The sequence below is a fragment of the Gluconacetobacter brunescens genome, assembly GCF_048695475.1.
In the GTDB taxonomy this organism is placed as follows: domain Bacteria; phylum Pseudomonadota; class Alphaproteobacteria; order Acetobacterales; family Acetobacteraceae; genus Gluconacetobacter.
The window spans coordinates 1,236,307-1,255,389 of record NZ_JBLHEN010000001.1; the positions used below are offsets into that span (position 1 = coordinate 1,236,307).

Below are 19,083 nucleotides of genomic sequence, written 5' to 3' on the forward strand. Positions count from 1 at the left end.
CCTGTTGCCCTGCCCGATGGCGCGCTATCGGGCAGGTTTCCGCCTGTTTCCCGGATAACCGAGAAACCATTCCGTGGGCTCGCCATCCTGCATCCACCAGATACGCCCACCCGCTTCCAGCACGACCAGAATTTCCATGTCATATTCAGGGTTTTCGGGTTCCGGCCAGAAAAGCCGGAAGAAAGCCTCGAATTCCGCAGGTGTCCCGGGTTCGGGCAGACGATACTGCCTGTGCGGCGGCGCCACACTGTTGAGATGACGCACGAAATCGGGGTCTTCTTTCAAAAGGAAGAGCTTGTTCTCCAGGGCATGACGCAGAAAATGAAGGAATATTTCCTTATGCTGTTCCCTGTTCCGCTCCGGGAATGCTTCCTCTGCTATATGCCTGTAAATACCCCACAGCTCGCTTTCATATTCCAGACAATGCGCTTCCACCGAAGCCAGCTCATGATCTTCAAGCTTCATTGAAAGTCCCTTGAATAGAAAAAGGGCGGTGCCGTTTCCGGCACCGCCCTTTCCTTAGTTCAATCCGTGAACCGGACCGATCAGGCGTCGGCGTTACGACGACGGATCGCGGCGCTCAGGATGTCACCCAGCGAGGCGCCGCTGTCGGACGAGCCGTACTCGTTGATCGCCTGCTTGTCTTCCTCGACCTCGCGGCCGCGGATGGTCAGGGCCAGCTTGCGGGCCGCGCGATCGACCGACACGATCTTCGCATCGACCTTCTCGCCAACCGCGAAGCGCTCCGGACGCTGCTCGGCCTTGTCGCGCGCTAGCTCGGCACGGCGGATGAAGCCGGTCAGCACGTCGTCGACCTTCACCTCGATGCCGTTCGACTGCACGGCGGTCACGATGCAGGTGACGATGGCACCCTTCTGCACCTTGCCCAGGGCGTCGGCGGCGGGGTCTTCATGCAACTGCTTGATGCCGAGCGAGATGCGCTCCTTCTCGACGTCGACATCCAGCACCTTCGCCTGGACGACCTGACCCTTCTCGTAGTGGGTCATGGCGACTTCGCCGGTCTCGTCCCACGACAGGTCGGACATGTGGACCATGCCGTCGATGTCCGCGGACAGGCCGATGAACAGGCCGAACTCGGTGATGTTGCGGATCTCGCCCTCGACCGTGGAGCCGATCTTGTGCTCCTCGGCGAACTGCTCCCACGGGTTGCGCTGCACCTGCTTCAGACCCAGCGAGATGCGACGCTTGCCGCTGTCCACATCCAGGACCATGACGTCGACTTCCTGCGAGGTCGCGACGATCTTGCCCGGATGGACGTTCTTCTTCGTCCAGGACATTTCGGAGACGTGCACCAGACCCTCGACACCCGGCTCCAGCTCGACGAACGCGCCGTAGTCGGTGATGTTGGTGACGCGGCCGGAATAGCGGGCACCGGGCGGATACTTGATCGCCACGTTCTCCCACGGATCGGCCTCGAGCTGCTTCATGCCCAGCGAGATGCGCTGCGTATCCGGGTTGAAGCGGATGACCTGCACGCGCACCGGCTGGCCGATCTGCAGCGCCTCGGACGGGTGGTTGATGCGCTTCCAGGCGATGTCGGTGACATGCAGCAGGCCGTCCACGCCGCCCAGGTCGACGAACGCACCGTAGTCGGTGATGTTCTTGACCACGCCGTCCAGGATCATGCCTTCCTTCAGGCCCTGGATCAGCTCGCTGCGCTGCTCGGCGCGCGTCTCTTCCAGCACCGCACGGCGCGACACGACGATGTTGCCACGCGCACGGTCCATCTTCAGGATCTGGAACGGCTGCGGCACGCCCATCAGCGGGGTGACGTCGCGCACGGGGCGGATATCGACCTGGCTGCCCGGCAGGAAGGCCATGGCGCCGCCGAGGTCGACCGTGAAGCCACCCTTGACGCGGCCATAGATCGTGCCGTTGACGCGCTGGTTGTTCTCGAACGCCTTTTCCAGGTTCGTCCAGGCTTCCTCGCGACGCGCCTTCTCGCGCGACAGGACGATCGAGCCGTCGCGGTCTTCGTAGCGCTCGACGAACAGTTCGATGACGTCACCCGGCTTCACGTCGGGCGAGGCGCCCGGCGGGCCGAATTCCTTGAGGGCCACGCGGCCTTCGCTCTTGAGGCCGACATCGACGATGGCGAATTCGTCGGTCAGGCGCACGACGCGGCCAGTGACGACCGAACCATCGAACGCGGTATCGCGGCCGAGGGTCTCGTCCAGCAGGGTCGCGAAATCTTCGCCGCCGAAATGATCGGCAGACTGTAAGGTGGCTGAAGCCATGAGGTACCTGTAAATCCCGTCTCCGGCACGGCAGGCGGGCCGGATGTCTTGCGCACCGCCGGTCAACAGCGGAACGACTTGCCCGGCTAGGTCCACGACCCCTGTCGCGACATGCCTGACGGCCGATGCATCAACGCGCCCCCAGGGAGGAACCGCGCGTGGAATGCACAGACACCCTCGCACCCCGGCCTGTCAACACAAACCGGCACAGATCCGCTCCGCGAAGCGGAATCCGCCTACACGGTGCCGAGAGCGCCGGCCCGCACCCGCACCACCCGCAGGGCCTCGGCCAGGACCTGTTCCGCCGTCAGGTGATCGGTATCGATCACCACCGCATCGGCGGCGGCCTTCAGCGGCGCCACGGCACGGCCGGCATCGGCGGCATCGCGCGCCACCAGTTCCGCCTCGACGCGCGCGATCTGGGCCTCGCGGTCCGGCGCGTCGCGATCGGTCGCCAGTTGCGCCCACCGCCGGCGCGCCCGCGCGGCGGGCGAGGCGGTAATGAACAGCTTGACCTGCGCATCGGGAAAAATGACGGTGCCGATATCCCGCCCGTCCAGCACGCCGCCGGCGGCGCGGGCGAAATCGCGCTGCACATCGACCAGGATCGCCCGCACCGCCTGCTGGGCGGCGACGAGGCTGGCCGCGCGATCGACCTCCGGCACCCGCAGGTCGCCGCGCTTCAGGTCCTCGGGCGTGACCCGCCGCGCCTGGTCGTCGGCCGGCTGGGCCGCCGGGTCCAGCCCCGCATCCAGCATCCGCCGCCCGACCGCGCGATAGAGCAGCCCGGTATCCAGGTAGGGCAGGCCCAGCGCATCGGCCAGCCGGCGCGCCAGCGTGCCCTTGCCGGCGGCCGCCGGGCCGTCGACGGCGATGACCAGCGCGCGGCTCATACCGCCAGCCCCGCGCCGATGCCGTTCATCAGGTCGATAAAGCCGGGGAAGCTGGTGTCGATGAAGGCGGTATCGTCCACCTTCACGGGCTGGGCCGCGATCAGGCCCAGCACGGTGGCGCTCATGGCCAGGCGATGATCCATCCGCGTCTCGACCAGCCCGCCGCCGGGCACGGCGCCGCCCGTGCCGGTCACCAGCATGTCGTCGCCCACCACGTCCACCGTCACGCCGTTGCGCTGCAACAGCGCCACGGTCGCCGACAGGCGGTCGCTTTCCTTCACGCGCAGTTCCTCCAGCCCCCGGAAGCGCGACGGGCCGGAGGCATGGGCGGCCACGACGGCCAGGATCGGATATTCGTCGATCATCGACGGCGCGCGGTCGGCCGGCACGTCCACGCCGTGCAGCGGGCCCGCCACGGCCGTCAGGTCGCCCACCGGCTCGCCGCCCTCCACCCGCTCGTTCGACAGGCGCAGGTCGGCGCCCATCTCGCGCAGGGTGGTGAACAGGCCGGTGCGCAGCGGGTTCAGCCCCACACCCCGCACCGTCACCGACGATCCCGGGACCAGCAGCGCCGCCGCCAGCACGAACGCCGCCGATGACGGGTCGCCCGGCACCGCCACATCGCGCGCGACCAGGTCCGGCCGGCCGGTGAGGGTGATGACGCGGCCGCCGGCATCCAGCGGGGCCACCGAGACATCGGCGCCGAAATGGCGGAGCATGTTTTCCGTATGGTCGCGCGTCGCCACCGGTTCCTCGACGCGCGTGGTACCGGCGGCATTCAGCCCGGCCAGCAGCACGGCCGACTTCACCTGCGCCGAGGCCACCGGCAGGCGGTAGGACAGCGGTGCCGGATCGGCCACGCCCTCGATCGCCAGCGGCAGCCGCCCGCCCGCACGGGACGTGAAGCGCGCGCCCGTGGCCGACAGCGGATCGGTCACCCGCTTCATCGGCCGGCCGCGCAGGCTGCCGTCACCGGTCATGACCGAGAAGATGCCGTGGCTGGCCAGGATGCCCGACAGCAGCCGTGCCGCCGTGCCGGAATTGCCCATGTCCAGCACGTCGTCCGGCTCCTGCAACGCCCCCAGCCCCCGGCCGGTCACCCGCCAGGTGCCCGGCGCCGTGCGCGTGACGGTAGCGCCCAGCGCCCGCATGGCGGCAGCGGTGCGTAGCACGTCCTCGCCTTCCAGCAGGCCGGTGATCGTGGTTTCGCCACGCGCCAGCGCCGCGAACATCAGCGCGCGATGACTGATCGACTTGTCGCCCGGCACCGCGACGGCCCCGGACAAAGGGGTCGTCGCCGCGTGGACAGTCAGCGGGCGCGAGGCGGGGGCGTTGATGCTTTCCATGGGACCAATCCCTTCCGGATTGTTCGCGGCGAAGTCAATTACCGGCATGCGTCACGGCATCAAAAAACGCCGAAATGTCACGAACGCAACGATCGCGGTTTGACATGCGGCGCACAAGCTGGCATGGGGCTCCGCCCTAAGCAGCCTTCGCCGCGGCTTTTGTCCAACCCACTCCAGGATCGACAGGTTTCAAGCATGGCCCAGCCCAATCTCGGCACCAAGCGCGTCTGTGTCTCCTGCGGCGCCCGTTTCTACGATCTGGGCAAGAGCCCGGTCGTCTGCCCGAAATGCGGCACCGAGCAGCCGGCAGATGTGCCCCGCCTGCGCCGCACACCCGTGGATGTCGTCCCCGAGAGCCCGAAAAAGGCCCAGGACGGTGACATCGATACCGCCGTCGATCTGGATACCGACGACGAGGCCGATGACGACGTGATGGAAGACACTTCGGATCTCGACGACGATGACGACGAGATCAGCGCCGACATCGACGTCAGCACCGACTCCGACGAGCACGATAACTGATGGGAATGCCCCCCGCCTCTGGCGGGGGGTTTTTCATTCGGCGCGCCAGCGTTCGATCTCGACGCCCACGGCATCGAGATCGTCGAAGATGTCGGGCTTTTCCACCCGCACCCGCACCACCCGCACCCGCTCGTCGGCCAGCACGCCGATGGCGATTCGCTCGGCCAGCGTCTCGACCAGCCGCACATGGCCCTCGGCGATGATCCGCCGCACCATCAGCACGATCCGCTCATAGGACACGGTGCGGCTCAGATCGTCGCGGCCGACCGTCAGCCCCGGCTCGTCCGGCACGCCGAACGAGATATTGACGCGCACGCGCTGGGTCACGCCCTGCTCGTGGGGATAGATCCCGATATTGGCCTGAAGCACCATGTCCTTCAGGAACACGCGGCGCAGCGGCGGCTGGACCGGCCAGGCGGCGAAAATGGACATTGAACGGCCTCTTGGTTCTTCTGGTTACTCTTCCGGCGTCTGACCGGAGGGCGGCGCCGGCGACCATTGCAGATGCTGCCCGCCATCCAGCGCCAGCATCTGCCCGGTGACCGACGGCAGGCACAGCAGCGACAACGCGGCCAGCGCGACTTCGTCCGGGCCCGTCCCACGCCCCATCGGCACCGAGGCGCATTGCCGCGCGAACTGCTCCGCGCTCTGGCGCGGACTGGGCAGTGCCGGGCCCGGCCCGATGGCGTTGACCCGGATACGCTTGGGCGCCAGCGCCAGCGCCAGGGTGCGCGTCAGCGTCCACAGGGCGGATTTCGACACCGTATAGCTGACGAAATGCGGCGTCAGCGACCAGACGCGCTCGTCGAGCATGTTCAGCACCATGCCCTCGGCCCCGTCCGGCACCTGGCGGGCGAAGGCCTGCGTCAGCACGAACGGTGCGCGCAGATTGGGCTCCAGATGCGCATCCCAACTGGCACGGGTCGCATCGTTCCATTCGTCGCGGTCGAAGGTGCTGGCATTGTTCACCAGCACGCCGACCGGCCCCAGTTCCGCCCGCACAAGGTCGAGCAGCGGTGTCACCTCGGCCTCGACGGCCAGATCGGCACGCAGCATGCAGGCGCGCTGCCCCCGCGCGACGATGTCCTCCACCGTCCGCCGGGCCTCGTCATCCCCCGAGCGATAATGAATGGCGACGGCAAAGCCCGCATCCGCCAGCGCCAGCGCAATCGCCCGCCCCAGCCGCACCGCCCCACCGGTCACGAAAGCCACCCGGGGAATCGCCTCGGACACCGGCCACATCGTCATCCCCCTCTCCCCATAGTCTCAAAAAATCTGTTCGGAAACGTGGGCTGGTGAGCGAGAGTGCCGCGCAGCGGCACGCCCGTCGTGTGTCCGCGAGCACCGGCGCGCAGCGGCCTTACGGGCCGTGAGCACCGGAGCACAGCGGACGCGCGTCGGATCGCCACCAGCGCGCGTTTACGAATAGATTTTTCGGGCGGTGAGGGCGGCGGCGAGCGTGCCATCATCCAGCACGTCCAGCGCGCCCCCCATCGGCACGCCCTGCCCGACGCGGCTGACCGGCACGTCGAAGCCCTCCAGCCGGTCCTGCAACCAATGCGTGGTCGCGGCGCCCTCGACGGTAGCCCCCAGCGCCAGGATCACCTCGCGCACGCCGCCTTCCTCCAGCCTTGCCAGCAACGGCGCCACGTTCAGATCGTCGGGGCCGGTGCCCGACAGCGCCGACAGCGTGCCACCCAGCACCTGATAGACGCCGCGATGCACGCCGGCGCGCTCCAGCGCCCATAGGTCGCCCACCGTCTCGACCACGCAGACCAGCCCCCGGTCGCGCGCCGGATCGGCGCAGATGCCGCAGGGATCGTGCGTATCCAGATTGCCGCAGGTGGAGCAGGTGCGCACGGTGCGCGCCGCCTGTTCCATCGCCTGGGCCAGCGGAAGCATGCGCGTCTGCGGCTGGCGCAGCAGCGCCAGCGCCGCGCGCCGGGCCGAACGCGGCCCCAGTCCCGGCAGACGCGCCAGCAGCGCGATCAGCCGTTCGATGTCCGCTCCACCCATGCGTCCGCCTGACCCGAGTCGTCTCTTAGAACGGCAGCTTCAGGCCCGCCGGCAGGTTCATGCCGCCGGTAACCTTCTTCATTTCCTCGGAGGCGCGCTCGTCCAGCAGCTTACGCGCGTCGGCGCAGGCGGCGATGATCAGGTCCTGCAACATTTCCATCTCGTTCGGATCGGCCAGCTTGGGGTCGATCCTGATGGCCTTCATGTCGCCTTTGCCGTTCAGCGTCACCTGCACCATGCCGGCTCCGGCACTGCCTTCGATCGTCATGCCTTCCAGCTTGGACTGCATTTCTTCCATGCGCGCCTGCATCTGGGTGGCCTGCTTCATCAGCCCGGCAAGATTCTTCATCGACTGTCTCTCCTTACCTTTCGTCGCCGGCGTCCAGATCGTCCTCGTCCACCAGTTCGGCATCGAGCGGGGCAAATTCCAGATCCGGCGCCAGCGTGACGGATGCCGCCTCTTCGGGCGGCAGCCCGTAATCGTCAAGCGAATGATCCGTCACCGCCCCGAGGACGGCATCGGGAAAGCGCGCGAAAATCGCGCGAACCAGCGGGTGGCTCTCGGCCGACGCCCGATGGAACTGGATGATCTCCGCCCCCTGCTCCGCCAGGGTCGGCTGTCCTTCCTCGGTCGAGGAACGGACCTCCCATTCCTGCCCGGTTTCGCGGCGCAGCAGGGTTTCCAGCCGGCGGATCAGGCCCGGCAGGCCGGCGCGCTGCACGCGGATATCGATGCGCGGCGGCGCGAAGGCGACCAGATGGGTGGAATGGCGCAGATGGCCATGCAGCATGGCATCGCGCCCGGAGACGAACGCCACGACCTCGCGCCATGTCGTCAGCGCAGGCGGGGTATCGTCTTCCGGCACCGGCGCGTCCGCGGGCTCCGGCACCATCTCCGCAACCGATTCGCCTGCCGGCTCCGCCGCCGGATCGGCGATCCGCACGCCGCCATTGGCCACCATGCGCAAGCCGCCATGAGCCACGACCTGCCCACCGCCCGGCCGTCCGGACGCGACCGTGCCGGACAGCGCCGCCCCGCCCGCCATGGCAGCCGGCCCGCCATCGGATACGCCATTGCGCACCGCCGGGCCGGTTGTGGCCGACGCCCCGCCCTCGGTCAGGCGACGCACCAGATCGCCGGGCGGCGGCAGATCGGCCACGTAGCACAGCCGGATCAGCACCATCTCGGCCGCCTGCCGCCGGTCGGCCGCCATTTCGACTTCCGACAGGCCCTTCAGCAGCATCTGCCACGTCCGCCCCAGCACCGGCACCGATAGCCGGTCGGCCAACGCCCCACCCCGCTCGCGCTCGGCCTCCGGCAGATCGGCGGCCTGACGCAGCGCCGGCACCGCCTTGAGGCGCGAGACGGTGTGGATCAGTTCCAGCAAATCGCCCAGCATCACGCCCAGATCGGCGCCACGGGCATGGGCTTCGTCGGTAATCGTCAGCGCCCGGTCCGGCTGGCCCGACAGCACGGCCTCCAGCAGGTCGAACACCCGGCCGCGATCGGCCAGCCCCAGCATGTCCGCCACGCGCTCGGCGCCGATCGGGCCGCCATCGGCCTCGGCGCCGCCCTGGGCGATCGCCTGATCGAGCAGCGAGAGCCCGTCGCGCACCGACCCGTCGGCGGCGCGGGCGATCAGCGCCAGCGCGTCGGGCGTGCAGTCCGCGCCCTCGGCATGGGCGATACGGCCAAAATGGGCCGCCAGTTCGGCCTGCGGCACGCGGCGCAAATCGAATCGCTGGCAGCGCGACAGCACCGTCACCGGCACCTTGCGCAGTTCGGTGGTGGCGAAGATGAACGTGACCTGGGCCGGCGGTTCCTCCAGCGTCTTGAGCAACGCATTGAATGCGTTGCGCGAGAGCATGTGGACCTCGTCGATGATGAAGACCTTCATCCGCCCCTGCATCGGGCGGAAGCGCGTGGCCTCGATGATCTCGCGCACATCGTCCACGCCGGTGCGCGAGGCCGCGTCCATCTCCAGCACGTCGGGATGGCGGTCAGCCAGAATGGCCACGCAATTGGCGCACACCCCGCACGGATCGGCGGTGGGGCCGCCCTTGCCGTCCGGCCCGATGCAATTCAGCGCCCGGGCGATGATGCGCGCGGTGGTCGTCTTGCCCACCCCGCGCACGCCCGTCAGCATGAAGGCATGGGCCACCCGCCCCAGCGCAAAGGCATTGCGCAGGATTCGTACGGTGGATTCCTGACCGATCAGGTCATCAAGGGTGGTCGGGCGATATTTGCGCGCCAGCACGCGGTAAGGGCCCTGCGCTGGCGCGGGCACCGATGGGGCGACGGGGGCCGGGGCATCCCCGAACAGGCCCATGCCCGCATCGGGCGGAAGCGGCAGATCCGGGTCCCCGGACATATCCTGGTCCGAAGACATGGTCATGACGATTTCCGGGAGCGACACAACGCCGCATCCGGGGCGGCGGCATCATCGAAAACTGAATTTCCGGGGTGGGAGACCGAACAGACGACCCGGACAAAACTCACTGCGGCTGCTTCCTTCCGGACCTGACCGGGTTGGCAAGGCGCCCGTCCGTTGCCGGTCTCCCGTCGCCTTCTTAGCACGCAAACCGGTGTCGGATACAAGGGGGCGAATGGGGCGCCGGGCCGCCTTCGCCATGAAGCAGGCACACTCCCTCAATCAGAAGACCATTAAATTATTGATTTCATTATTATCCTCTTCAGGTCCAAAATCCTTGGGACAGAGAACGGACACACAGGAACCCCCACCATGCCCCCTGCCCCGCCCGATCCCGGCCCGACCGGCGGCATTTTCTACGCCGGCAGCCCGATCGATCGCGCGGCGCAGGACCGCACGGCCCCCGACCGAATCGCGCGCTACCTGACCGACGGCGATACGCTTCTCGTTCCATGCTGGCGTGGCCTGCACCTGATCGTGCAGGAGAGCGACAACGCGGCCCGCATCGAGCTGCCGAGGCTGCGCACGGTACGCTCCGCCCTCGGCCTGCTCGACCCGGCGCACTGGACCTTCCTGGGCTATCTGGAGCAGCGCCCTCTGTTCGCCCTCGATCTCGGCCATCTGGAGCTGCCGGACGCGCTCTTTCCCGAGGCACGCGGCACATTCCGCGAGTTGCGCCCGCTCGCCGGGCTGTTGCCGCCCGGCGATGCGGCAATCCTGGCCCAGGCGCGCGGCATGGTGCATTGGCGGGCGCGCAGCCGTTTCTGCGGCGTCTGCGGCGCACCGAACCGGCCCGACCAGGCCGGGCATCGCCAGGTCTGCACCGCCGACTCCACGCATGTGCATTTTCCGCGCACCGATCCGGTCGTGATCATGCTCGTCCGGCGCGGCGAGCACGTGCTGCTGGCGCGCGGCACCCGCTTCGGCCCCGAAAGCCGCATGTTTTCGGCCCTGGCAGGCTTCGTGGAACCCGGCGAAACGCCCGAGGAAGCCGTGGCACGCGAGGTGTGGGAGGAAGTCGGCATCCGCGTGGACGCCATCCGCTACCACTCAGCCCAGCCCTGGCCCTTCCCCGGCGCCCTGATGCTGGGCTTCATCGCCTTTGCCCAGGACGAAACCCTGCGGCTGGACCCGGAGGAAATCGCCGAGGCACGGTGGTTGAGGCGGGATGAGGTGCGTAATCCGGAGGGTTTTACCCTGCCGGCGCCGACAACCATTGCTCGGCGGATGATCGAGGATTGGCTGGAGGAAGCGTAAGTCTTCTTTTTCTGAAGAAAAAGAAGCAAAAAGACTTTGATTCGGTCAGGAACATCGTGTGTCCCCAGCACAAGGCTCCTGAACGAATCAAAGTTTTTTGGACTATTCCCCGACAGCCGCCCCACCGGGATGCCGCCGGTCGAAGCCGCCGAAATACCGTGCCGTCCCGACCCGCCGCACGCCCAGACGCGGCGCCCCGACCAGAATGCCCTCGGCCACGCCCCACGGCGCATGCGGCGCCAGCTTGTAGCCTTCCTGCTCCAGCGTCGCGGCGACGGCGTCGGTCAGCGCCCCCTGCTCGATCTCGACCGGTTCCGGCTGCCATTGCTCGTGGATGCGCGGCAGGTCCACGGCCTGCTGGATATCCAGCCCGTAATCCACCACGCCCAGGATCGTGGACAGCACGATGGTGGGAATGCGCGATCCGCCCGGGCTGCCGATCACCATCACCGGCTTGCCGTTGCGCGACAGGATGGTGGGCGACATCGAGGACAGCGGCGTCTTGCCCGGCGCGATCGCGTTGGCTTCACTGCCGACAATGCCGAACATGTTGGGCACGCCGGGACGCGACGAGAAATCGTCCATCTCGTCATTGAGGAAGATGCCGGTATGGCCGCCGATCACCTTCGCGCCGAACCAGCCGTTCAGCGTATAGGTGACCGAAATCGCCATGCCCTTGTCGTCGACGACCGAAAACTGGGTCGTCTCGTGTTTTTCGGGCTCGATCTGGCCGGGCTTCAGCGAAGCCGAGGGTACCGCGCGATCGGTGGGAATCGCCCCGCGTACCTGGCGCGCGTAGCGCATATCGACCAGATGCGTGACCGGATTCTGCACGAAGGCCGGATCGCCCAAATCCTGCCGGTCGGCATAGGCGCGGCGCATCGCCTCCACCTCGCGCTGCACCGCAGGCGCGGTGTACAGGCCGAGCTTGTGCATGTCATAACCCGAGAGAATATTCAGCATCTCGCACAGCGCGACACCGCCACCGCTCGGCGGCGGCGCGGTATCGACCTGATAGCCGCGATAGGAGCATGTGAGTGTCGGCAGCACCCGGGGCGCATAGCGACGGAAATCGTCGGCCTGGAGAATGCCGCCGCCGACCTTGCTGGCCTGGACGATCGCATCGGCGATCGGGCCGCGATAGAACGCCGCCGCCCCGCTCCGCGCGATCAGCGACAGGCTGTCGGCCAGGTCGGCCTGCACCAGACGGTCGCCGACCTGCAACGGGGTGCCGTCCGGCCGCAGGAAAATGCGCCGCGCCTCGGGATCACGGGCGAAATCGGCGGTCGAGGTATGGAGCAACTGCACGTCGCCCTCGGCAAGCACGAAACCATCCCGCGCCAAGGCGATCGCGGGTGCCATCACCTGCTGGCGCGTCAGATGCCCCCAGCGGTTCAGGATCATGTCCATGCCCGCCACCGTTCCCGGCACCGCGACGGCCTTCCAGCCCGTGATCGACAGGTTGGGCACCACGCTGCCCTTCGAATCCTGATACATGGTCGCGGTCGCCGCCAGCGGCGCATGCTCGCGGAAATCGATGAAGACCGCATGTCCATCGGGGGTGCGCATGGTCATGAAGCCGCCGCCGCCGATATTGCCCGCCGCCGGATAGACCACCGCCAGCGCATAGGCCACCGCCACCGCCGCATCCGCCGCGTTGCCGCCCTGCGCCAGAATATGCGCCCCGACCTCCGAGGCCAGATGCTGGGCCGACACGACCATGCCGTGCGCCCCTTCCGCCGGAGCCAGCGGCAGCAACGCGGCCTGCGCCTGGCCGAAGGTCAGAACATCTCCCTGCACCGGGGCCGCCGCCCCCGCCGGCAGCGCCCCGAACGGCGTCGCCAGTCCCGCCAGCATCGACCCCGCCAGTATGAGGGCGGCACAGCGGACTCGAAGCAGGGAGAAGCGCATTACGAACCTTTCAACGACAAGGGAATTTCCGTCAGGAGCAGCCGGCCGGCGGACACGCGCCTCAGGCCGACACTGTATAAGGCGGGTGGTTCAGGCCGGCGGGCGAAAGCGTGAACACCTCGCATCCGTCTTCGGTGACGCCCAGCATGTGTTCGAACTGGGCCGAAAGCGAGCGGTCGCGGGTCACCGCCGTCCAGCCGTCATCGAGCACCTTCACATCCGGCCGGCCGCCATTGAGCATCGGTTCGATGGTGAAGAACATGCCCGGACGCAGCACCAGCCCCTGACCGGGGCGGCCGTAATGCAGCACGTTCGGCGCGGCATGGAAGGTGCGGCCGATGCCGTGGCCGCAGAAATCGCGCACCACCGAAAAACGCTGCGATTCGGCAAATTCCTGGATCGCGTGGCCGATGTCACCCAGCGTATTGCCCGGGCGCACCTGCGCGATGCCGAGCATCAGCGCCTCATACGTCGCCTCGATCAGTTTCTCCGCTTTGCGCGGGATCGCGCCGACCGTGTACATGCGGCTGGTATCGCCGAACCAGCCGTCGAGGATCACGGTCACGTCGATGTTCAGGATATCGCCATCCTGCAACTGCCGGTCGCCCGGAATGCCGTGGCACACCACATGATTGAGCGAAATGCAGCTCGATTTCGGATAACCGCGATAGCCGAGCGTCGCCGGCGTGGCGCCATTGGCGATCATGAACTCATGAATCACCCGGTCCAGTTCCCCGGTCGTCACGCCCGCGCGAACATGCGGCACGATCATGTCCAGCGTACGCGCCGCCAACTGCCCTGCCGCACGCATGCCGGCAAAATCTTCTTGCGTATGCAGGATCACGCGCCGCGCGTCCGTATCACCGTCCATAACGATGCCCCTCGCTTGTTCATCTGCCGCAGAACGGCACCCTCAACGCCGAAGGCCGGACCGGACATGCGCGCCGGCAACCATCCGATGCGCGTTTCAGGTCAGGCTCTCAGGGGATAAATGCGCGGGACGACGCCGCAAGGCAAGGGCGACGCACCCGCCAGCCCCACGCCCGAGAGCCTGACTGGAACTGTCGACCGAACAGGCACCACCCCCGGCCGCCCCATATTTTCAAACCTGGAAGCGGAGCAGCCTTGATGCCTGGGGCCATGAAACAGAGAAAACGCACGGAGGGTCGGCCCCCAGCGCGCCTATCCGATCAGGTCGGCAGAGCCTGTTTGGAAATCCACGCTGGCGGCGATCCGTCGCGCGTTTCCAAACACGCCCTCAGCCATGACTGCGCCCGCGCTTGCGGGCAGCGGCGTGATGACTGCCGGTGTGACCCGCCGCGACCATATGCACAGGCGCATGGGCGTGGCCATGGCGGGCTGCGACATGATGCCGGGGCGAACTGGGCAGTTCCGCCACCTGTTCCGGCCCGGCGCTGCCGCGCGTCGCGGCGGCCAGCATGACCGCGGCCCGGCGGCGGTTGCCACGCGCCAGCACCAGCGGCCGGCGCACATCGGCCACGCCCTCCTGGCGGAAACCGTCATCGAGAATGCCGGCCATCAGGGCACTGCGCTGCGGATTGGTCCGCGCGCCCAGCACCACGCCGATCAGCCGGACATTCTCGCGGACCGCCGATGTGACCAGATTACGCCCGGCCAGGGCCGTATAGCCGGTCTTCAACCCGTCGGCACCCGGATAGATCCGCAGCATCGGGTCATGATTGGGCACCTGCCGACCGTGGAAATAGAAGGCCGGCACCGCGAAATAATGATAATATTCCGGGAATTCGGTGATGATCTGCCGGGTCAGCAGCGCCAGGTCGCGGGCCGAGGTCATCTGTTCCTCGTTCGGCAGGCCGGACGCATTGCGGAAAGTCGTGTTGGCCATGCCCAGCGCCCGCGCCTGGCGGGTCATGAGATCGGCAAACCGGCCCTCGTCTCCCCCACCCAGCAATTCGCCCAGCGCACAGGCGGCGTCATTCGCCGATTTGGTCACCAGCCCCAGCACCGCCTGCTCCACCGTCAGGTAGCTGCCTGGCACCAGCCCCAGCTTCGACGGCTCCATGGAGGCGGAATGGGCCGAAACCGGCACCGCCTGATCGAGCGTGACCTGCCCGGCCCGCATGGCCTTGAAAGCCATGTAGAGCGTCATCAGCTTGGTAAGGCTGGCGGGATAGCGCTGAAGGTCGGGGTTGCTCTGCGAGAGCACGGCGCCCGTGCGGGCATCCATGACGATGGAACTGATCTGGCCGACATACTGGGCGTGGGCACGGGGCGCCGCGATCACGGTCGTGGCCAGATATCCGGCTGCCAGGCCGACGGTCAGCCGCAGGGTGCGCCCGCGACCGGCCTGTCGGCACCCGGCGTCGGAAGCCAGGGACACCACAGCGCGACACAGGTGGGCGAGCCATCCCCGTTTCTCGTCCATCCATGCTCCGTCGGCCACCGCCTGTCCCCTCAGTCACAGGATCCGCGTCATCCGGCAACTCTATGGCCTTTTTTCTGAGCCCGTCCAGAGAAAACCGCGATAAGGGGAAGAAAATACAGTCTTTTCAGCCTGACGCTTTCCCGGCTGCGGGCGGAACCGGGCAGCCATGCGCCGCTTCCGGTTGATTTGATCATCAAAAGCGGGCCCAGCCATGCTTAAAATTCCCCCGCTTCGCTCTTTCAACCCACGATGCCGATCCAATATGGTATGACCATGACAGCAGCATTTTTCCCTGTCCGTCCCATGATCGGCCCGCGCGTCACAGGCGTGGCGGGTTCGGTGTGGGCGCATGGCGGCAACAACCCGACCCGACGCGACGGCAACGGACAGGATTCCGATCCGGACAACCCCGATTCCCCGACGATCGGCGTCGTCGTCAGGACCCGCCCGCAGACGCGCAAGCCCGCGATGTACAAGGTCCTGATGCTCAACGACGATTACACGCCGATGGAGTTCGTCGTTCATGTCCTTGAACGATTCTTCCAGAAATCGCGCGAGGAAGCGACGGACATCATGCTGCATGTCCACAAGCGCGGCGTCGGCGTCTGCGGTGTCTTCACGTACGAAGTCGCCGAGACGAAAGTGACGCAGGTGATGGACCTCGCGCGGCAGAACCAGCACCCGCTGCAATGCACGATCGAGAAAGACTAGGCCGGCCCCGAAGCTGAAGACGGGGCAAGCCATTTCCGCATACCCCTCTCCAGTTTATTGTTTTTAAACATTATATCAAACAAGCTGGATCGGTCCGCCCGAACCGGAACCCCGCGGTGCCACCCGCGTTGCTTCCCGCTGCCATGCCGCCTGCGCGGGCGCGCGCATGGGCACGCGATGCGCGTCATTCCCGTGCCATGTGCCGCCCGCACGGCGCTGTCAGAACTTTATCGTTCTTTCCACTGGCTTTCCGTCCAAAACACACCAAATATGATCCTGTTCGACCGACCCCGACCCGTCGGGTTCGTGTCCGGCCCAGGAAAAGGAGCGTCACGGATGTTGTCACGCACTCTCGAACAGACGCTTCACCGTGCCCTGACCCTAGCGGGCGACCGGCGCCATGAATATGCGACCCTGGAACATCTACTGCTGGCCCTCGTCGATGACAGCGACGCGGTGACGGTCTTTCGCGCCTGCGGCGTCGATCTCGATAAGCTGCGCTCCGACCTGACCGAATTCCTCGACAAGGATCTGGCCGGCCTGGCGTCCGACCGCACGGTCGATCCCAAGCCCACGGCTGCTTTCCAGCGCGTGATCCAGCGCGCGGCCATCCATGTGCAGTCCACCGGCCGCGACGAGGTCACCGGGTCGAACGTCCTGGTCGCCCTGTTCGCCGAACGCGAAAGCCATGCCGTCTATTTCCTGCAATTGCAGGACATGACGCGGCTGGATGCGGTCAATTTCATCTCGCACGGCATCGCCAAGGCGCCGGACCGTTCGACGCGCCGCCCCATCACCGGCAGCGCGCAGGAGAACCCGGAGACCGAGCGCGAGGAACGCGGCAAGAGCAGCCAGAAGAATCAGGACGCGCTCAGCGCCTACTGCACCAACCTCAACCGCAAGGCCGAGGACGGCAAGGTCGACCCGCTGATCGGCCGCGATTCGGAAATCGAGCGCACGATCCAGATCCTGTGCCGCCGCACCAAGAACAACCCGCTCTATGTGGGCGATCCAGGCGTGGGCAAGACGGCCATCGCCGAAGGCCTGGCCAAGCGCATCGTCGAAGGCGACGTGCCCGAAGTGCTGCTCAAATCCACGATCTATTCGCTGGATATGGGCGCGCTTCTGGCCGGCACCCGCTATCGCGGCGATTTCGAGGAGCGGCTGAAGGCGGTCGTCACCGAACTGGACAATAATCCGGGCAGCATCCTCTTCATCGACGAGATCCATACCGTGATCGGCGCCGGCGCGACCTCGGGCGGGGCCATGGACGCCTCCAACCTGCTGAAGCCCGCGCTCGCCGCCGGCACGCTGCGCTGCATCGGCTCGACCACCTACAAGGAGTATCGCCAGCATTTCGAGAAGGATCGCGCGCTGGTCCGCCGCTTCCAGAAGATCGACGTCGCCGAGCCCTCGGTCGAGGATGCGGTCAAGATCCTGCGGGGCCTGAAGGTCAATTACGAGCGTCACCACAAGGTGCGCTACACCGAGGAAGCCATTCGCGGCGCGGTGGAACTGGCGGCGAAATACATCCATGACCGCAAGCTGCCGGACAAGGCGATCGATGTGATCGACGAGGTCGGGGCCTCGCGCATGCTGGTGCCGGAAAACCGGCGCCGCAAGACCGTGACCCTGAAGGATGTCGAGGACATCGTGGCGAAGATCGCCCGCATTCCGCCCAAGAGCGTCTCGTCGGACGACAAGGAGACGCTGCGGACCCTGGAGCGCGACCTGAAGGGCATGGTCTATGGCCAGGACAAGGCGATCGAAGCCCTGACGGCCGCGATCAAGCTGTCGCGCGCCGGCCTGCGCGACCCGGAGAAGCCGATCGGCAACTATCTGTTCTCGGGCCCGACCGGTGTGGGCAAGACCGAGGTGGCGAAGCAGCTTGCCCAGACGCTGGGGATCGAACTAGTCCGCTTCGACATGTCCGAATATATGGAGCGTCATTCGATCTCGCGCCTGATCGGCGCGCCGCCGGGCTATGTCGGCTTCGACCAGGGCGGCCTGCTGACCGACGCGATCGACCAGCATCCGCACGCCGTGCTGCTGCTGGACGAAATCGAGAAGGCGCATCCGGACCTGTATAACGTCCTGCTCCAGGTCATGGACCATGGCCGCCTGACCGACCATAACGGCAAGACCGTCGATTTCCGCAATGTCGTCCTGATCATGACGACCAATGCGGGGGCCGCCGATCTGAACAAGGAAGCCATCGGGTTCGGCCGCGATTCGCGGGAGGGCGAAGATGAGGAAGCGATCAAGCGCATCTTCACCCCGGAATTCCGCAACCGCCTGGATGCGATCATCCCCTTTGCCAACCTCACGCCCGAGATCGTGGGCCGGGTGGTCGAGAAGTTCGTCTTCCAGCTCGAAGCCCAACTTGCCGATCGCAACGTCACGATCGAAATCTCGTCGGCGGCCAAGGAATGGCTGGCCGAACGCGGTTACGACCGCCTCTATGGCGCCCGCCCGCTGGGCCGGGTGATCCAGGAGAACATCAAGAAGCCGCTGGCCGAGGAATTGCTGTTCGGCCGGCTGGTGAAGGGCGGCGCGGTCAAGATCACGCTCAAGGATGGCGCTCTGGACTTCGAATATATCGAAGCCAATGCCGAGACGGCCACCGAAGGCGACGAAGGCAGCGAGCGGGAATCCGAAACCGCGAACTGATCGTCGCTCCGGCTGTAGATTAGAAAAGGGCCGCGCGGCAAATGCCGTGCGGCCCTTGTTTTATCAACCAGAGTTTTCGTTCAACGACTGGTTTCCAAAGGCGCTGCCTTTGGCGGGGCGTGGGGCAGAGCCCCACAAAAACGCGACCCGCAAAGATTACTGATACCGCGCCCCGTTCACACTGACATATCCCGGCATGCCCCACTTCCGGCCCGTGCCGCGATGGGTCCAGTCGATGCCCTGGCTGCGCGGATTGTCGTAATAATACCGGCCCACGACATCGACCGCGTCGCCCTTGGCCACCCACGGCCAAGCCGGTGCCGCCATCCGGTCCAGGTCCGATACGATGCGGATCGACACACCCTGCCCGACATCGACATAGAAATACCCATGCCAGCCGCTGCGCGTCCGGCGCTGGCGCGATACCGCGATCACCCGGCCGCAGACATGCACCGGCTGGTCGCCACGCAACGACCCGCCTTCGAACGCCTGCTGCACAGCGAGGAAATGCCGGTTGTCGCAGGCCGGCCCGATCGCCTCCTGCGCATGGGCCGGACGCGCGGCGGCTGGCATGGTCATGGCGAGCATCAGGCCCGCGACGAGCGCCCATGCCCGCCTGCCGTGCCTGCCATGTCGCGGCATGCGCGACGATTCTCTCTG

The 19,083-nt window shown here is 66.8% G+C and carries 17 protein-coding genes and 1 other RNA gene; 4 read left to right on the forward strand and 14 right to left on the reverse strand.

Annotated features, from left to right (window positions below):
- Window positions 1–24 precede the first annotated feature (24 nt).
- The 4 genes from ACMAUO_RS05455 to aroA all read right to left on the reverse strand — a co-directional run bounded on the left by ACMAUO_RS05455 (window position 25) and on the right by aroA (window position 4,497).
- Window positions 25–465 carry a hypothetical protein gene (locus ACMAUO_RS05455; RefSeq protein ID WP_420355928.1) on the reverse strand — a complete coding sequence of 147 codons (441 nt, stop codon included), beginning with the start codon at window positions 463–465 and terminating at the stop codon, window positions 25–27.
- A gap of 80 nt (window positions 466–545) precedes the next feature.
- Window positions 546–2,258 carry a 30S ribosomal protein S1 gene (rpsA, locus tag ACMAUO_RS05460; RefSeq protein ID WP_420357208.1) on the reverse strand — a complete coding sequence of 571 codons (1,713 nt, stop codon included), beginning with the start codon at window positions 2,256–2,258 and terminating at the stop codon, window positions 546–548.
- Window positions 2,259–2,494: 236 nt separating this feature from the next.
- The gene (gene cmk / locus ACMAUO_RS05465) at window positions 2,495–3,151 is read right to left on the reverse strand and encodes a (d)CMP kinase (protein ID WP_420355929.1); all 657 of its coding nucleotides are present in this window, start codon (window positions 3,149–3,151) and stop codon (window positions 2,495–2,497) included.
- Window positions 3,148–4,497, reverse strand: coding sequence for a 3-phosphoshikimate 1-carboxyvinyltransferase (aroA, locus tag ACMAUO_RS05470; protein ID WP_420355930.1), 1,350 nt, complete (start codon window positions 4,495–4,497; stop codon window positions 3,148–3,150). The genes cmk and aroA overlap by 4 nt, the downstream gene beginning before the upstream one ends.
- Window positions 4,498–4,692: 195 nt before the next feature.
- Between aroA and ACMAUO_RS05475 the strand changes: the two genes are divergently transcribed.
- Window positions 4,693–5,019, forward strand: coding sequence for a TIGR02300 family protein (locus ACMAUO_RS05475; RefSeq protein WP_420355931.1), 327 nt, complete (start codon window positions 4,693–4,695; stop codon window positions 5,017–5,019).
- A gap of 33 nt (window positions 5,020–5,052) precedes the next feature.
- Here ACMAUO_RS05475 and folB read toward each other — a convergent pair whose 3' ends face one another.
- From folB to ffs, 6 genes are all read right to left on the reverse strand, one after another.
- Window positions 5,053–5,451: a dihydroneopterin aldolase gene (gene folB / locus ACMAUO_RS05480; RefSeq protein ID WP_420355932.1), complete on the reverse strand. Its 399-nt coding sequence runs from the start codon at window positions 5,449–5,451 to the stop codon at window positions 5,053–5,055.
- A gap of 24 nt (window positions 5,452–5,475) precedes the next feature.
- Entirely contained in the window at window positions 5,476–6,267 is a 792-nt protein-coding gene (locus tag ACMAUO_RS05485) for an SDR family oxidoreductase (RefSeq protein WP_420355933.1), read from the reverse strand.
- Between the two features lie 171 nt (window positions 6,268–6,438).
- On the reverse strand, window positions 6,439–7,035 hold the full coding sequence (gene recR / locus ACMAUO_RS05490) for a recombination mediator RecR (RefSeq protein WP_420355935.1): 597 nt from the start codon (window positions 7,033–7,035) through the stop codon (window positions 6,439–6,441).
- 25 nt (window positions 7,036–7,060) lie between these two features.
- Window positions 7,061–7,384, reverse strand: coding sequence for a YbaB/EbfC family nucleoid-associated protein (locus tag ACMAUO_RS05495; protein WP_420355936.1), 324 nt, complete (start codon window positions 7,382–7,384; stop codon window positions 7,061–7,063).
- A gap of 13 nt (window positions 7,385–7,397) precedes the next feature.
- Window positions 7,398–9,431 carry a DNA polymerase III subunit gamma/tau gene (locus ACMAUO_RS05500; RefSeq protein ID WP_420355937.1) on the reverse strand — a complete coding sequence of 678 codons (2,034 nt, stop codon included), beginning with the start codon at window positions 9,429–9,431 and terminating at the stop codon, window positions 7,398–7,400.
- Window positions 9,432–9,499: 68 nt separating this feature from the next.
- Window positions 9,500–9,596: signal recognition particle sRNA small type (gene ffs / locus ACMAUO_RS05505), an RNA gene on the reverse strand.
- A 183-nt stretch (window positions 9,597–9,779) separates the two neighbouring features.
- Here ffs and nudC point away from each other — a divergent pair.
- A complete protein-coding gene (gene nudC / locus ACMAUO_RS05510; RefSeq protein WP_420355938.1) occupies window positions 9,780–10,724 on the forward strand; it encodes an NAD(+) diphosphatase in 945 nt (314 codons plus the stop codon).
- Window positions 10,725–10,826: 102 nt separating this feature from the next.
- On the opposite strand, the gene ggt is transcribed toward nudC, so the two are convergent.
- From ggt to ACMAUO_RS05525, 3 genes are all read right to left on the reverse strand, one after another.
- Window positions 10,827–12,581 (reverse strand): gamma-glutamyltransferase, encoded by a 1,755-nt coding sequence (gene ggt, locus ACMAUO_RS05515; RefSeq protein ID WP_420357209.1) that lies wholly within the window; start codon window positions 12,579–12,581, stop codon window positions 10,827–10,829.
- 115 nt (window positions 12,582–12,696) lie between these two features.
- Window positions 12,697–13,506, reverse strand: a complete 810-nt coding sequence (map, locus tag ACMAUO_RS05520) for a type I methionyl aminopeptidase (RefSeq protein WP_420355940.1) — start codon at window positions 13,504–13,506, stop codon at window positions 12,697–12,699.
- A gap of 387 nt (window positions 13,507–13,893) precedes the next feature.
- Window positions 13,894–15,042 carry a D-alanyl-D-alanine carboxypeptidase family protein gene (locus tag ACMAUO_RS05525; protein WP_420355941.1) on the reverse strand — a complete coding sequence of 383 codons (1,149 nt, stop codon included), beginning with the start codon at window positions 15,040–15,042 and terminating at the stop codon, window positions 13,894–13,896.
- A 303-nt stretch (window positions 15,043–15,345) separates the two neighbouring features.
- On the opposite strand from ACMAUO_RS05525, the gene clpS reads away from it, so the two are divergent.
- Both clpS and clpA read left to right on the forward strand, forming a co-directional pair.
- Entirely contained in the window at window positions 15,346–15,753 is a 408-nt protein-coding gene (clpS, locus tag ACMAUO_RS05530; RefSeq protein ID WP_420357210.1) for an ATP-dependent Clp protease adapter ClpS, read from the forward strand.
- A gap of 336 nt (window positions 15,754–16,089) precedes the next feature.
- Window positions 16,090–18,423: an ATP-dependent Clp protease ATP-binding subunit ClpA gene (gene clpA / locus ACMAUO_RS05535; RefSeq protein ID WP_420355942.1), complete on the forward strand. Its 2,334-nt coding sequence runs from the start codon at window positions 16,090–16,092 to the stop codon at window positions 18,421–18,423.
- A 156-nt stretch (window positions 18,424–18,579) separates the two neighbouring features.
- Here the strand turns inward: clpA and ACMAUO_RS05540 are convergent, their stop codons facing one another.
- Window positions 18,580–19,002: a hypothetical protein gene (locus ACMAUO_RS05540; RefSeq protein ID WP_420357211.1), complete on the reverse strand. Its 423-nt coding sequence runs from the start codon at window positions 19,000–19,002 to the stop codon at window positions 18,580–18,582.
- Between the last annotated feature and the right edge of the window lie 81 nt (window positions 19,003–19,083).

Coding starts and splice junctions, on each gene's coding strand:
- ACMAUO_RS05455 (WP_420355928.1), bottom strand. CDS start 465: ATGAAGCTTGAAGATCATGAGCTGGCTTCGGTGGAAGCGCATTGTCTG.
- rpsA (WP_420357208.1), bottom strand. CDS start 2,258: ATGGCTTCAGCCACCTTACAGTCTGCCGATCATTTCGGCGGCGAAGAT.
- cmk (WP_420355929.1), bottom strand. CDS start 3,151: ATGAGCCGCGCGCTGGTCATCGCCGTCGACGGCCCGGCGGCCGCCGGC.
- aroA (WP_420355930.1), bottom strand. CDS start 4,497: ATGGAAAGCATCAACGCCCCCGCCTCGCGCCCGCTGACTGTCCACGCG.
- ACMAUO_RS05475 (WP_420355931.1), top strand. CDS start 4,693: ATGGCCCAGCCCAATCTCGGCACCAAGCGCGTCTGTGTCTCCTGCGGC.
- folB (WP_420355932.1), bottom strand. CDS start 5,451: ATGTCCATTTTCGCCGCCTGGCCGGTCCAGCCGCCGCTGCGCCGCGTG.
- ACMAUO_RS05485 (WP_420355933.1), bottom strand. CDS start 6,267: ATGACGATGTGGCCGGTGTCCGAGGCGATTCCCCGGGTGGCTTTCGTG.
- recR (WP_420355935.1), bottom strand. CDS start 7,035: ATGGGTGGAGCGGACATCGAACGGCTGATCGCGCTGCTGGCGCGTCTG.
- ACMAUO_RS05495 (WP_420355936.1), bottom strand. CDS start 7,384: ATGAAGAATCTTGCCGGGCTGATGAAGCAGGCCACCCAGATGCAGGCG.
- ACMAUO_RS05500 (WP_420355937.1), bottom strand. CDS start 9,431: ATGACCATGTCTTCGGACCAGGATATGTCCGGGGACCCGGATCTGCCG.
- nudC (WP_420355938.1), top strand. CDS start 9,780: ATGCCCCCTGCCCCGCCCGATCCCGGCCCGACCGGCGGCATTTTCTAC.
- ggt (WP_420357209.1), bottom strand. CDS start 12,581: ATGCTGGCGGGACTGGCGACGCCGTTCGGGGCGCTGCCGGCGGGGGCG.
- map (WP_420355940.1), bottom strand. CDS start 13,506: ATGGACGGTGATACGGACGCGCGGCGCGTGATCCTGCATACGCAAGAA.
- ACMAUO_RS05525 (WP_420355941.1), bottom strand. CDS start 15,042: ATGGACGAGAAACGGGGATGGCTCGCCCACCTGTGTCGCGCTGTGGTG.
- clpS (WP_420357210.1), top strand. CDS start 15,346: ATGATCGGCCCGCGCGTCACAGGCGTGGCGGGTTCGGTGTGGGCGCAT.
- clpA (WP_420355942.1), top strand. CDS start 16,090: ATGTTGTCACGCACTCTCGAACAGACGCTTCACCGTGCCCTGACCCTA.
- ACMAUO_RS05540 (WP_420357211.1), bottom strand. CDS start 19,002: ATGACCATGCCAGCCGCCGCGCGTCCGGCCCATGCGCAGGAGGCGATC.